This is a genomic window from Streptomyces sp. NPDC034085 (assembly GCF_055575555.1).
On the sequence record NZ_JBVISL010000001.1, the window covers coordinates 803,934 to 818,047 of the forward strand.

General features: G+C 72.0%; 9 protein-coding genes. 6 read left to right on the plus strand and 3 right to left on the minus strand.

The genetic code is table 11. The features are described 5' to 3' along the window. Positions 1–39 precede the first annotated feature (39 nt). Entirely contained in the window at positions 40–2,595 is a 2,556-nt protein-coding gene (gene pepN / locus ACZ501_RS03765) for an aminopeptidase N (protein ID WP_468792241.1), read from the plus strand. A gap of 230 nt (positions 2,596–2,825) precedes the next feature. Beyond that, entirely contained in the window at positions 2,826–3,788 is a 963-nt protein-coding gene (locus ACZ501_RS03770; RefSeq protein WP_468792243.1) for a hypothetical protein, read from the plus strand. On the opposite strand, the gene ACZ501_RS03775 is transcribed toward ACZ501_RS03770, so the two are convergent. Continuing rightward, positions 3,764–4,660 (minus strand): pyridoxamine 5'-phosphate oxidase family protein, encoded by an 897-nt coding sequence (locus ACZ501_RS03775; RefSeq protein WP_361601993.1) that lies wholly within the window; start codon positions 4,658–4,660, stop codon positions 3,764–3,766. The two genes, ACZ501_RS03770 and ACZ501_RS03775, sit on opposite strands and share 25 nt — an antisense overlap. A gap of 23 nt (positions 4,661–4,683) precedes the next feature. Continuing rightward, positions 4,684–5,145: a VOC family protein gene (locus tag ACZ501_RS03780; protein WP_361601996.1), complete on the minus strand. Its 462-nt coding sequence runs from the start codon at positions 5,143–5,145 to the stop codon at positions 4,684–4,686. A gap of 129 nt (positions 5,146–5,274) precedes the next feature. Between ACZ501_RS03780 and ACZ501_RS03785 the strand changes: the two genes are divergently transcribed. The 3 genes from ACZ501_RS03785 to ACZ501_RS03795 all read left to right on the plus strand — a co-directional run bounded on the left by ACZ501_RS03785 (position 5,275) and on the right by ACZ501_RS03795 (position 10,806). Beyond that, positions 5,275–5,841, plus strand: coding sequence for a CGNR zinc finger domain-containing protein (locus ACZ501_RS03785; protein WP_361601999.1), 567 nt, complete (start codon positions 5,275–5,277; stop codon positions 5,839–5,841). Between the two features lie 274 nt (positions 5,842–6,115). Beyond that, positions 6,116–9,454, plus strand: a complete 3,339-nt coding sequence (locus ACZ501_RS03790; RefSeq protein WP_468792246.1) for a S8 family serine peptidase — start codon at positions 6,116–6,118, stop codon at positions 9,452–9,454. Positions 9,455–9,777: 323 nt separating this feature from the next. Further along, a complete protein-coding gene (locus ACZ501_RS03795; protein ID WP_361602005.1) occupies positions 9,778–10,806 on the plus strand; it encodes an aspartate-semialdehyde dehydrogenase in 1,029 nt (342 codons plus the stop codon). A gap of 54 nt (positions 10,807–10,860) precedes the next feature. Here the strand turns inward: ACZ501_RS03795 and ACZ501_RS03800 are convergent, their stop codons facing one another. Next, on the minus strand, positions 10,861–11,376 hold the full coding sequence (locus ACZ501_RS03800) for a DUF1203 domain-containing protein (RefSeq protein WP_468792249.1): 516 nt from the start codon (positions 11,374–11,376) through the stop codon (positions 10,861–10,863). Between the two features lie 138 nt (positions 11,377–11,514). Here ACZ501_RS03800 and pepN (ACZ501_RS03805) point away from each other — a divergent pair, with 138 nt between their 5' ends. Beyond that, complete coding sequence (gene pepN, locus ACZ501_RS03805; protein WP_468792251.1) at positions 11,515–14,109, plus strand: aminopeptidase N; 2,595 nt, start codon at positions 11,515–11,517, stop codon at positions 14,107–14,109. Positions 14,110–14,114: the final 5 nt, after the last annotated feature.

Genomic DNA, 14,114 nt, shown 5'->3' on the forward strand with positions numbered 1-14,114 from the left:
TTCCAGCGAAGACCGTGATCACGCACGAAGGAGTGCAACGTGCCCGGAGAGAACCTGTCCCGCGACGAGGCCCGCGAGCGGGCCGAGCTGCTGTCCGTCGACGGGTACGAGGTGGTCCTCGACCTGAGGTCCGCGGTGGACGAGGCCGAACCGGCCGAGGGCCCCCGCACCTTCCGCTCGGTGACGACCGTGCGCTTCCGGGCCGCCGTCCCGGGCGCCTCCTCCTTCGCGGACCTGATCGCCCCGTCGGTGAACTCCGTCACCCTGAACGGGCGGGCGCTGGACCCGGCCGCCGTCTTCGACGGTTCGCGGATCGCGCTGGACGGGCTCGCCTCCGAGAACGTCCTGGTCGTCGATGCGAACTGCGCCTACAGCCGGACCGGCGAGGGCATGCACCGCTTCGTGGACCCGGAGGACGGCGAGGTCTACCTCTACACCCAGTACGAGCCGGCCGACGCCCGCCGGGTGTACGCCAACTTCGAGCAGCCCGACCTGAAGGCGCCCTACCGCTTCGAGGTGAGCGCGCCCGAGGGGTGGCGGGTGTGGAGCAACGGCGCGGAGGAGTCCCGCGAGGGGCAGACCTGGCGCTTCGCCGAGACCGCGCCCATCTCCACGTACATCACCTGCGTGGTGGCCGGGCCGTACCACTACGTCACGGACACCTACACGCGCGGGGACCTGACGATCCCGCTGGGCGCCATGTGCCGCAAGGGACTGGCGAAGCACTTCGACGCCGACGACGTCTTCCTCGTCACCAAGCAGGGCTTCGACCTCTTCCACGAGATCTTCGACTACCCCTACCCCTTCGGGAAGTACGACCAGGCCTTCGTCCCCGAGTACAACCTCGGCGCGATGGAGAACCCGGGGATGGTCACCTTCCGCGAGGAGTACATCTTCCGGGGGAAGGTCACGCAGGCCTCGTACGAGCGGCGCGCGAACGTCATCCTGCACGAGATGGCGCACATGTGGTTCGGCGACCTGGTCACCATGAAGTGGTGGGACGACCTGTGGCTGAAGGAGTCCTTCGCGGACTTCATGGGCTCCTTCGGCCTGGTCGAGGCCACCCGCTTCGACCAGGCCTGGGTCACCTTCGCCAACAGCCGCAAGGCGTGGGCGTACCGGGCCGACCAGCTGCCCTCCACCCACCCGATCACGGCCGACATCCGTGACCTGGAGGACGCGAAGCTGAACTTCGACGGCATCACGTACGCCAAGGGCGCGGCGGTGCTCAAGCAGCTGGTCGCCTATGTGGGCCGGGAGGCGTTCCTGGACGGCGCCCGGCGCTACTTCAAGGCGCACGCGTACGGGAACACCACCCTGGACGACCTGCTGTCGGTGCTCGGGGAGGTCTCCGGGCGGGACATGGCGACGTGGTCGCGGGCCTGGCTCCAGACGGCGGGCGTGAACGCGCTGACGCCCGCGGTGACCTGCGACGCCGGCGGGAGGCTGACGGAACTGGCGGTGCTCCAGGACGGCGACGAGCTGCGCCCGCACCGGGTCGCGGTGGGCCTGTACCGGCTGGAGGCCGACGGGTCGCTGGTGCGCTACGCCCGGGCGGAGGCCGACGTGGCGGGCGCCCGGACGGCGGTCCCGGAGCTGGCCGGGCTGGAGCGGCCCGACCTGGTCCTGGTCAACGACGAGGACCTCACGTACTGCAAGGTCCGCTTCGACGAGGGCTCGCTGGCGACGCTGCGCGCCCACCTCGGCGATCTGACGGATCCGCTGGCGCGGGCGCTGTGCTGGTCGGCGCTGTGGAACCTGACGCGGGACGCCCTGATGCCGGCCCGGGACTTCCTGTCGCTGGTGCTGGCCCACGCGGGCCGGGAGAGCGACGTCGGCGTGCTCCAGATGCTGCACGCGCAGGCGCTGAGCGCGGTGACCCACTACGCGGCGCCGGAGTGGCGCGAGCAGAGCGGGCGGGACCTGGCGGCGGGCGCCCTGCACGAGCTGCGGCTGGCCGAGCCGGGGTCGGAGCACCAGCTGACCTGGGCCAGGTTCTTCGCTGCGAGCGCGGCGACGGAGGGCGACTTCCAGCTGCTGCTGGGGCTGCTGAACGGCACGGCGCGGATCGACGGGCTGGAGGTCGACCAGGAGCTGCGCTGGGACTTCCTGCTGCCGCTGGTGGCGCACGGGGCGGTGGACGAGTCCGTGCTGGAGGCCGAACTGGCGCGGGACGACACCGCTTCGGGCAAGCGGCACCAGGTGCGGTGCCTGGCGGCGCGCCCCTCGGCGGCGGTCAAGGACCAGGCGTGGGCGGCGGTGGTGGAGTCGGACGCGCTGTCGAACGCGCTGGTGGAGGCCACCATCAGCGGGATGCAGCAGTCCTCGCAGCGGGAGCTGCTGGCCGGTCACACCGAGCGGTACTTCGCGGTGATCGAGCGGGTCTGGGCGGAGCGGTCGATCCAGATCGGCATGGACGTGGTGAAGGGGCTCTACCCCGCGCTCCAGGACTCCCCGGCGACGCTGGCCGCGACGGACGCCTGGCTTGCGGCCCGCCCGGACGCGGCCCCGGCCCTGCGCCGGCTGGTCCTGGAGTCCCGCGACGACCTGGCCCGCGCCCTGCGCGGCCAGGCCTGCGACGCGGCCACCGGCTGAGGACCCCCGCGCGGGGTGCGGGGGCCGGCCAGGCCGCCGCACCCCGCCCGTCGCACACCGATGCCCCCGCCGGCACTCCGGCGGGGGCATCGGTGCGTTCATCGGGTGATCGGAGGTGGCGGTCTCTTTCGGCAGTCGAACGCCCGTACTTTAGCCCCGTCTTGTCCGGATTTGTCGACGGGCGTGTAACAGGCGTTAGGAAGGCCTTGGCCTGAGGGAATCACCGAGTCATGAACCAGAACGCGCCCCTCCCCCTCGCCCACCTCACCGCCAGCCGCCCCCGCGTGCTGACCCTCGCACAGCTGCGCGAGCACGGCGTCAGCGCCTCCGACGCCGCCGGGCGGCCCTGGCAGCAGGTGCTGCCCGGGGTGTTCCTGCTCCACTCCGGCCCCGCGACCAGCGAGGAGCGGCTGCACGCCGCCCTGCTGTACGCCGGCCGGCGCGGCAGCGGCGAGGTCATGATCACCGGGCTGGCCGCCCTCGCGCTCTACCGGTTCTCCTCCACCCCCGCCCTGCTCGCCCTCCCGCACATCGACGTCCTCGTCCCCCACACCCGCCGCCTGCGCTCGACCGGCGACGTCCGCATCGTGCGCGCCCACACCCCGCCCGGCCCCCTGGAGGTGACCGGGCTGCCGGTGGCCCCCGTCGCGCGGGCCGTCGCCGACGCCGTCGCGCAAGTCTCCGACGCCGATACGGTGCGCCGCATCCTCAGCGAGGCCGTCCGCGGCGGGCACTGCGAACCGTCCGCCGTCGTACGGGAGCTGACGGTGGCCCGGCTGCTGAACCGGCCGCACGTGGTGGACGCCGTCGAATCCCTCCTCGCCGAGGGCCGGGCCCTCGCCGAGGACCGGCTGTACCAGCTCGTACGGGGCTTCGAGCTCCCCGAGCCCGTCTGGAACGTGGACCTGCGGCTGCCCGGCGGCCCGCACCTGGGCGGCGTCGACGCGTTCTGGCCCGAGCAGGCCGTGGCCATCGAGATCGACACCCGCGCACCCCGCCAGGGCGAGGACGAGGACTGGTCGGAGGCCGTCCGCAAGCGCGAGACCCTGGAGCGCCTCGGGGTGACCGTCCTGTACCTGACGCCCCGCAAGCTGCGGGACTGGCCCGAACAGCAGGCCGCGGTCGTACGGACCGCCCTGACGGCGTCCGGCGACCGCGAGCCCGCCGCCTACCTGGTCGTACTGCCCCGGTGAGGCGGGTTGGCCGGGGAGTACTCCGGGGCGCTCCAGCGCAGCCGCCCCGGGTGCAGGCTCTCCACCGCCGCCTCCACCCGGAAGCGCACCGCCCGGCTCCCGCCGGGGCCGTACTCGGTCCGGGCCCGCCCGCTCAGCTGGAGCAGCCCGCCGCCCTCCCAGTCGGGGAAGAGCAGCCCGGCCCGGTCGTCGGCGGCCAGGTTGCCCAGGGTGAGGAACATCGAGTTCCCGGCGTAGTCCGGCCAGCGCAGCTCCGTCGGCGAGAGCACCTCCACGAAGCCCGGCATGCCGCCCCGGTGGCTCGCGTCGGCCCCGTCCGCCTCGGCGGTGGTGGCGATGAAGAAGGTGTCGGCGGCGCGGACGGCCCGCTCCTGCCCGGGGGTGAGCGCCTCCCCGCGCGAGAGGACACCGGCCCCTTCGGCCACCAGCTCCAGCGGCTGCCGCTTCTGGAGGTACTTCGGGCAGTTGGCGAAGACCTGCTCCGCCTCCACCGCGAAACCGCCGGGCGTGACGGCGAGGGTCCCGTTGAGCCGCATCCGGCGCCGGGTGCGCGGGTCGAGGGAGATCGTGCCGACGCGGGTGCCGGCGGTGGCCAGCGCCCCCGCCAGCGGGTCACCCTCCGGCAGGCCCCCCGAGACCTCGATGCGGCCCGGCCCGGTGGCCCGTGCGAAACCGGGCGCGCCGGTGAGCAGCGAGGCCCACATCCGCCCCGCGCCGTCGGCGGCGCCGACGACGAGGTGGGGCTGTTCGGCGAGGAAGGCCGCCGCGACCTCGCGGATGCCCGCGCCGATCGAGCGGCCGACGTGCTCGGCGAGCTCGCGTACGCCGACCCGTTCCTGCACGGCCAGCGAGCCCTGGTGGTACCGGCCCATGACGACCCCCGCTCCTTGAGTTCCTAGAAGAATCCGCAGGTCGGGGCGTCCGCCGTGGGGGCGGGAGCGCCCTGGGCCCCGGCGGGCACGGAGATCTCCAGGCGGGTGCCGTCGGGGTCGTGGAAGAAGATCCCCCCGGAGGCCGCGCCCTCCCGGTGCGCGACGACGCCCTCGTAGGCGAAGTCGACTCCGAGGCCGCGCAGCCGCTCCTCGTACGCCCGGACCTCCTCGATCGCGCCGGCGGAGAACGCGAGGTGGTGCAGCCCGGCGGCCTGCGGCGCGTACCGGTTCTCCGCCTGCTGCCACAGGGTCAGGACCAGTTCGCCGTCCCGGCCGAGGAAGGCGTATCTGCGGCCCTCCTCCTTGCCCTCGCCCAGCTGCTCGAAGCCGAGGGCGTCCCGGTAGAAGGCGAGCGAGCGGTCCAGATCGGTGACGTTGAGGCCGATGTGCCCGGTGCGCAGCGTGCCGGCGGCGGCGTTCGACATGAGGGTTTCCCTTCCCCGAGGTTCCAGAAGTCCTGGAGTTCTAACCTTCTAAATCGAGATTAAGGGTTATAGACGTGGGCGTCAACCGGTTACGTATGCTTGAGGGGTTAGCGGCACCAGGAGGCGGACATGACGGCACCGACCACGGACCCGCGTCCGCTCACCGGAGAGCCGGTCTCCCTCGACCTGCTGAACACGCGCTGGATGCGGGAGGGCGAGATCGCCGACCTCTTCGCGGGGGCCTTCGGGCTCACCCGGGTGGAGGGGCTCGCGCTGTGGCTGGAGAGCACCGGCCTGGCCGGCCGCTTCCGGGCCGACGCCGCGACCCTCGTCCATCTGCTGACCGCCCGCGAGGCGATCGCCCGGGCCGTCGCGGACCCGGCCGACGCGAGCGCGCGCTCCCTGGTCGACTCCGTGCTGGAACACGGCCGGATCCGCGCCACCCTGACCGCCGAAGGCCCGGGCGAGCGCGCCGAGTTCGCCGACCCCTCCTGGGGTCCGGCGTGGACGGCGGCCCGTGACTACCTCGGCCTCCTGGCCACCGCGCCCGACCGGATCCGCGCGTGCGCCTCGGAGAGCTGCGTGCTGCACTTCCACGACACCTCGCGCAACGGCACCCGGCGCTGGTGCTCCATGGCCGTCTGCGGCAACCGCGCCAAGGCCTCCCGCCACTACGCGCGCACGCGCGAGCGCTGAACGGTCGGAATCTGTCACACCCGTTATGAGACGGAGCTCCGCCCAGCCCCCGGTAGGGGGCTGAAAGGTCGATAAATCCACTAGCCGGGTCCAATGACTCGCCCCGGCTTGCCCCGCCATGTCCGCACTGGCGGTGACCCAGCACTGACGGGAACCCGCCATGTCAGGTCTCGGTCAATGACAACCCTCCCCAAACAGCTGTCACTTGCGCAAAGCTGACCGGTCATCCGGCACCGAATTCCGGACCGTATCTTTCACTTAGCCAGGGATGCTGATGACCCTCGACTCCCCCAGCTCCACCACCGGGGCCATACCCGGCGGCAGGCGCGCGGCCCGCGTCGCGGCGGCCGCGGGCCTGGTGGCCGCCCTCTGCGCCACCGGCGCAGTGCCCGCCTTCGCGGCGGGCGCCGACGGCGACCCCTCCACCACCGCTCCGGTCAAGTCCGCTGACCAGAAGCTCGGTTCGGCCGACGCCGAACTGCTCCAGGAGGCCAAGGCCAAGGGCGACGCGACCGTCACCGTCATGGTCGCGACCGCCCCCGGTCAGACCAAGCAGGTGGCCGACCAGCTCGACGCCGTCCAGGGCGCCTCGGTCGGCCAGACGTACGACAAGCTCGGCTACGTACGCGCCACCCTGCCGACCGACAAGGCGGAGGCCGCGCTGAAGGCGGCCGCCAAGCTGGAGTCCGTGCACGGCATGGACCTGCGGCACGAGATCCGGCTGCCGGACCCGCGCCCCGAGGTGAGCAAGGAGGGCTCGGCCAAGAAGACCGCCGCCGAGACCTACCCGGCGCCGGACGGGAAGACCCCGGCCAAGAACCCGTACAACCCGTCGTTCGAGACCGGCTCGGTGGACTTCGTCGCGAAGAACCCGCAGGCCGACGGCCGTGGCGTGACCATCGGCATCATGGACTCGGGCGTCGACGTCAGCCACCCCGCGCTCCAGAAGACCACCACCGGCGAGCGCAAGATCGTCGACTGGGTGACCGCCACCGACCCGATCACGGACAACGACGGGACCTGGCGCGCCCAGATCACCCCCGTCACCTCCGCGGGCGGCGCGTTCACCGCGGGCGGCCAGAGCTGGAAGGCCCCCGAGGGCACCTTCCAGTGGAGCCGCTTCAGCGAGTCGATCACCGCCAACGGCGACATGAAGGGCGACGTCAACCGGGACGGGGACACCACCGACCGGTTCGGCATGCTCTACGACCCGGCCGCCGGCACCGTCCGCGTCGACACCGACCAGAACGGCGACTTCACCGACAACGAGCCGATGAAGCCGTACAAGGACGGCTACCAGATCGGCTGGTTCGGTACGGACAACCCGGCGACCGAGGTGGCGGAGCGGATCCCCTTCACCATCGAGATCCGCAAGGACGTCCCGATGGACCCGCTCGGCGGTGACTGGGTCGGCAAGAAGGCCGACTTCGTCAACGTCGGCATCATCGAGTCCGAGCACGGCACGCACGTCGCCGGCATCACCTCCGCCAACGGCCTGTTCGGCGGCCAGATGAACGGCCAGGCGCCCGGCGCCAAGCTCGTCTCGTCCCGCGCCTGCTCCTGGTCCGGCGGCTGCACCAACGTCGCGCTGACCGAGGGCATGATCGACCTCGTCGTCAACCGCGGCGTCGACATCGTCAACATGTCGATCGGCGGCCTGCCGGCGCTGAACGACGGCAACAACGCCCGCTCGGAGCTGTACAAGAACCTCATCGACACCTACGGCGTCCAGCTCGTCATCTCGGCGGGCAACGAGGGCCCGGGCGTCAACACCATCGGCGACCCCGGTCTGGCCGACAAGGTCATCTCCGTCGGCGCCGCGGTCTCCAAGGAGACCTGGGCCGCCAACTACGGCTCCGGCGTGGCCAAGAAGTACAACATGTTCCCCTTCTCCTCGCGCGGTCCGCGTGAGGACGGCGGGTTCACCCCGACCATCACCGCCCCCGGCGCGGCCATCAACACCATCCAGACCTGGCTGCCCGGCGCGCCCGTGAAGGAGGCCGGCTACACCCTCCCGGCCGGCTACGGCATGCTCCAGGGCACCTCGATGTCCTCGCCGCAGGCGGCGGGCGCGAGCGCCCTGCTGATCTCGGCCGCCAAGCAGCAGAAGATCGCGCTGCCCCCGGCGAACCTGCGCGTGGCGCTGACCAGCACCGCCAAGAAGATCGACGACGTCCCGGCCCACGCACAGGGTGCCGGTCTCATCGACGTTCCCAAGGCGTGGGAGTCCATCCAGCGCGGCGCCAAGGCCAACGAGTTCACGGTCAAGGCCCCCGTCGACACCGCGCTCGACCAGTTCCTGAAGACCCCGGGCTTCGGCACCGGCCTCTACGACCGCGAGGGCGGCCTCAAGGTCGGCCAGAAGAAGGTCTACGACGTCGTCGTCACCCGCACCACCGGCGTGAAGTACGGCACCCGGCACAACATCAGCTGGCGCAACAACGACGGCAGCTTCAAGGTCGTCGGCGGTGGCGGATACGACTACGTCACCCTCCCGCTGAACAAGCCGGTCACCCTCAAGGTCGAGGCCAACGTCAAGTCGGCCGGCGTCCACAGCGGCATCCTGCAGCTCGACGACCCGACCACCGAGGGCGTCGACAAGCAGATCCTGGCCACGGTCGTCGCCGCCACCCCGCTGGCGAAGCCCTCGTTCACGCTGTCGGACACCTCCACCGTGCAGCGCAACAGCCACAAGTCGTACTTCGTGACCGTCCCGCAGGGCGCCAAGACCCTCGAGGTCGCCCTCGGCGGGCTCGCGGCGGGCAGCCAGACGCGCTTCATCTCGATCCACCCGTACGGCACGGGCGTCGAGGACAGCGCCACCACCCAGTGCTACCCGAACTACGACAACCCGGCGAACCAGTGCCGCCCCGACCTGCGCTCGTACGCCGACCCGCAGCCGGGCGTCTGGGAGATCGAGGTCGAGTCGCGCCGTACGTCGCCGCTGCTCGACAACCCGTTCAAGCTGGACGTCTCGGTCCTCGGTGCGGGCTTCGACCCGGCCGTCAAGGTCCTGCCCGAGGTCAAGCAGGGCACCCCGGCGCCGGTCCAGTGGACCGTGAAGAACGACGCCGCCGCCATCTCCGGCGGCAAGCTCCAGGGCGGCCCGCTCGGCTCCGCGAAGGTCGCCAAGCCGACCATCGCCGCCGGCGAGACCCAGACCACCGAGGTCACCGTCGGTGAGGGTGCCTCCCGCCTGGACGTGGCGATCGCCAAGCCCTCCGACACCGCCGCGGACCTCGACCTCGAGGTCTACAAGGACGGCGTCAAGGTCGGCTCCTCCGCCGACGGCGACTCCGAGGAGTCCGTGAGCCTGGCCAAGCCCGCCGCGGGCACCTACACCATCAAGGTGATCGGCTACGCGGTCCCGGCCGGCACCACCACGTACGACTACCGCGACGTGTACTTCTCGGCCGCCCTGGGCTCCGTCCAGGTCGACGAGGCCGCCGCGGTCAACCTCGCCACCGGCGCCTCCGCGCAGGTCTCGGCGAACGTCCTGGTCTCCGCCGCGGCCCCCGAGGGCCGTCAGTTCTTCGGCCAGGTCCAGCTGCTCAACGCCCGCGGCACCGCCGCCGGCACCGGCAGCGTGCAGATCGACAAGGTCACCCCGTAATGGAGTGAGCCGACCGGCACATGACGGAGGGGCGGTGCTCGACCGAGCACCGCCCCTTCGGCTTTCCCCCCGCCGGACCGGGCGGATGTCCGGCTACGGGTGTGCCGCGTCCGGATGACGATCACGATCCGACCGCAAGCTACCCCCCGTGACCAGGCACAACGGACCTTCGGGGGTCCGGCGGCACGCCCCCCGCGCGCGCGTCACGGGAGTTCCCGGCCCCGACACTGTCCGCACCTCGGACAATGGATTGGACAAGCCTCGTGGGGTCGAACGCATGATGGCCTCACGCGCGCCCGCGTCCACGTATCGAAGGAGTCACCGTGAGGGTCGGAATCGTCGGAGCCACCGGACAGGTCGGCGGAGTCATGCGCGGCATCCTCGCCGAGCGGAAGTTCCCGGTGGACGAGCTGCGGCTGTTCGCCTCGGCCCGGTCCGCCGGCTCGACCCTGGAGTGGCAGGGCAAGGAGATCACCGTCGAGGACGCCGCCACGGCGGACTACTCCGGCCTCGACATCGTGCTCTTCTCCGCGGGCGGCGCGACCTCCCGCGCCCTCGCCGAGAAGGTCGCCTCCCAGGGCGCCGTCGTGATCGACAACTCCTCCGCCTGGCGCGGCCACCCCGAGGTCCCCCTCGTGGTCTCCGAGGTCAACCCGCACGCGGTCAGGAACCGCCCCAAGGGCATCATCGCCAACCCGAACTGCACCACCATGGCCGCCATGCCCGTGCTGCGCCCGCTGCACGACGAGGCCGGCCTGACCGCGATGGTCGCCACCACCTACCAGGCCGTCTCCGGCTCGGGCCTGGCCGGTGTCGCCGAGCTCGACGGCCAGGTCAAGGCCGTCGCCGGGGAGGCGACCGCGCTCGTCCACGACGGGGAGGCCGTCGCGTACCCCGAGCCGGGCGTCTACAAGCGTCCCATCGCCTTCAACGTGCTGCCGCTGGCCGGCTCGATCGTCGACGACGGCTCCTTCGAGACCGACGAGGAGCAGAAGCTCCGCAACGAGTCCCGCAAGATCCTCGAGATCCCGGAGCTCAAGGTGTCCGGCACCTGCGTGCGCGTCCCCGTCTTCTCCGGCCACTCGCTCCAGGTCAACGCCCGTTTCGCCCGCCCGATCAGCGTCGAGCGCGCCACCGAGCTGCTGAAGGACGCCCCCGGCGTCGAGCTGTCCGAGATCCCGACCCCCCTCCAGGCCGCCGGCAAGGACGCCTCGTACGTGGGCCGCATCCGCGCGGACGAGACGGTCGAGAACGGCCTCGCGCTGTTCCTGTCCAACGACAACCTCCGCAAGGGCGCCGCGCTGAACGCGGTGCAGATCGCGGAGCTGGTCGCCGAGGAGCTGCGCGGCTGATCCGGTCGCAGGGCTGAGGGGCGGCGCCGTCACGGTGCCGCCCCTTTCCGGTGCTCAGGGCCTGCGCACCTCGAAGAGGAAGCAGCCGAACCCGGCGGCCCGGACGTGCACGAGGGCGACCTCCGGATCGCCGAAGGCCTCGTCCAGGGCCCGCCCCAGCACCGCCTGCGGGTCCTCCCCGAGGTCCAGGACCCGGCCGCCGAGGATGTGCCCGCGCGCGCTGTACCGCCGGGCGGTGCGCTGCACTCCCGGCTCGGCGAAGGGGTACGCCCCGCCGTCCCCGGCCCCGCCGTCCGCCGGTCCGCCGCAGGCCTCGGCGTGGACGAAGACCGGGCCCTGCTCGTCGTAAGCGCCCGGATCGGCCCCGGTCAGCGCGGCCCAGCGCCGCAGCGGTGCGTACGAGACGAGCGCGACGCGCTCGCCGGCGGCGCTCGGCCGCAGACAGCACCGCAGCGGCGCACCGCCCTCCTCGTCGGTGTACGGGACGCAGTCCCGCCCCGCGTCGTCACGTGCGCGGAGCTCGGCCAGCGCCGCCGCCCCGATGGGCCTCACCCGGTGTCTGATGCTCATGCCCCCAGGGTCCCCGCGCCCGGGGGCCGTGTCCGGCGGGTTTGCGACCTCGCGTTCGCCCGTGGATTACTCCGACGCGGGGGCGCTGTCCGAATGGCAGGATGGCGGGGCAACGTCACCATCAAAGGAGATGACCGCGTGCCTGGCACGAATCTCACCCGTGAAGAGGCTCAGCAGCGGGCGAAGCTGCTCACCGTCGACTCGTACGAGATCGAACTCGATCTCAGCGGCGCGCAGGAGGGCGGCACCTTCCGGTCCGTGACCACCGTGCGCTTCCAGTCGGCCGAGGCAGGCGCCGGGACCTTCATCGACCTGGTCGCGCCGGCCGTGCACGAGGCCGTCCTGAACGGCAAGGCGCTGGACGTGGCCGCCGTCTTCCGCGACTCGCGGATCGCGCTGGACCACCTCGCCGCCGGGGCCAACGAGCTGCGGGTCGTGGCGGACTGCGCCTACACCAACACCGGCGAGGGCCTGCACCGCTTCGTCGACCCGGTCGACCAGCAGGCGTACCTGTACACCCAGTTCGAGGTGCCGGACGCGCGGCGGGTCTTCGCCAGCTTCGAGCAGCCCGACCTGAAGGCAACCTTCCAGTTCACCGTGACCGCCCCGGAGGGCTGGACGGTCATCTCGAACTCCCCGCGCGACATTTCGCAGGGCGCCGAGCCGAAGGACCGGGTGTGGGTCTTCGAGCCGACCCCGCGCATCTCCTCGTACATCACGGCCCTGATCGTCGGCCCGTACCACGCGGTGCACAGCACCTACGAGGGACCGAACGGGCAGTCCGTTCCGCTCGGCATCTACTGCCGCCCCTCGCTCGCCGAGTTCCTCGACGCGGACGCGATCTTCGACGTCACCCGGCAGGGCTTCGACTGGTTCCAGGAGAAGTTCGCGTACGACTACCCGTTCGCGAAGTACGACCAGCTCTTCGTGCCGGAGTTCAACGCGGGCGCGATGGAGAACGCGGGTGCGGTGACCATCCGCGACCAGTACGTCTTCCGCTCGAAGGTGACGGACGCCGCGTACGAGGTGCGCGCCGAGACGATCCTGCACGAGCTCGCCCACATGTGGTTCGGCGACCTCGTCACCATGGAGTGGTGGAACGACCTGTGGCTGAACGAGTCGTTCGCCACCTACACGTCGATCGCATGCCAGGCCTACGCCGAGGGCTCGAAGTGGCCGCACGCGTGGACGACCTTCGCGAACTCGATGAAGACCTGGGCGTACCGGCAGGACCAGCTGCCGTCCACGCACCCGATCATGGCCGACATCCGCGACCTGGACGACGTCCTGGTCAACTTCGACGGCATCACGTACGCCAAGGGCGCCTCGGTGCTCAAGCAGCTCGTGGCCTACGTCGGCATGGAGGCCTTCTTCAAGGGCGTGCAGGCGTACTTCAAGGCGCACGCCTTCGGCAACACGCGCCTGTCGGACCTGCTGGGCGCCCTGGAGGAGACCTCGGGCCGCGACCTGACCGCCTGGTCGAAGGCATGGCTGGAGACGGCGGGCATCAACGTGCTGCGGCCGGAGATCGAGATGGACGCGGACGGGCTCATCTCCTCGTTCGCCGTGCGCCAGGAGGCCCCGGCGCTGCCCGCGGGCGCGAAGGGCGAGCCGGTGCTGCGGCCGCACCGCATCGCGGTGGGCCTGTACGACCTGCGGGACGGCAAGCTGGTCCGCACGGACCGGATCGAGCTGGACATCGACGGCGAGCTGACGGCAGTGCCCGAGCTGGCGGGCCGGACCCGTCCGGCGGTCGTGCTGCTCAACGACGACGACCTGTCGTACGCCAAGGTCCGCCTGGACGAGGTCTCGCTGGCCAACGTCACCGCCCACCTGGGCGACTTCACGGAGTCGCTGCCGCGCGCCCTGTGCTGGGCGTCGGCGTGGGACATGACCCGGGACGGCGAGCTGGCGACGCGGGACTACCTGGCGCTGGTGCTGTCCGGCATCGGCAAGGAGTCCGACATCGGCGTGGTGCAGTCGCTGCACCGCCAGGTGAAGCTGGCCGTGGACCTGTACGCCGACCCCGCGTGGCGGGAGCAGGGCCTCGCGGTCTGGACCGAGGCCACGCTGGAGCACCTGCGCACGGCCGAGCCGGGCAGCGACCACCAGCTGGCGTGGGCGCGGGCCTTCGCGGCGACGGCCCGTACCGAGGGGCAGCTGAGCTACCTGGCGGCACTGCTGGACGGCTCGGCGGAGGTCGAGGGCCTGGTCGTGGACACCGAGCTGCGGTGGGCGTTCCTCGAGCGCCTGGCGGCGACGGGGCGTGCGGACGAGGCGGCGATCGCGGCGGAGCTGGAGCGCGACCGGACGGCGGCGGGCGAGCGCCACGCGGCGACGGCACGGGCCGCGCGGCCGACGGCGGAGGCCAAGGCCGAGGCGTGGGCGTCGGTGGTGGAGTCGGGTGACCTGCCGAACGCGGTGCAGGAGGCCGTGATCGGCGGCTTCGTCCAGACCGACCAGCGGGAGCTGCTCGCGCCGTACGCCGAGAAGTACTTCGCGGTGGTCAAGGGGATCTGGGAGAGCCGGAGCCACGAGATCGCGCAGCAGATCGCGGTGGGGCTGTACCCGTCGCTCCAGGTCTCCGAGGGGACCCTCGCCGCGACGGACGCCTGGCTGTCCTCGGCGGAGCCGAACGCGGCCCTGCGCCGCCTGGTGTCGGAATCCCGCGCGGGCGTCGAGCGCGCCCTGAAGGCCCAGGCCGCGGACACGGCGGCGGCCGCCCAGGGCTGACGCCC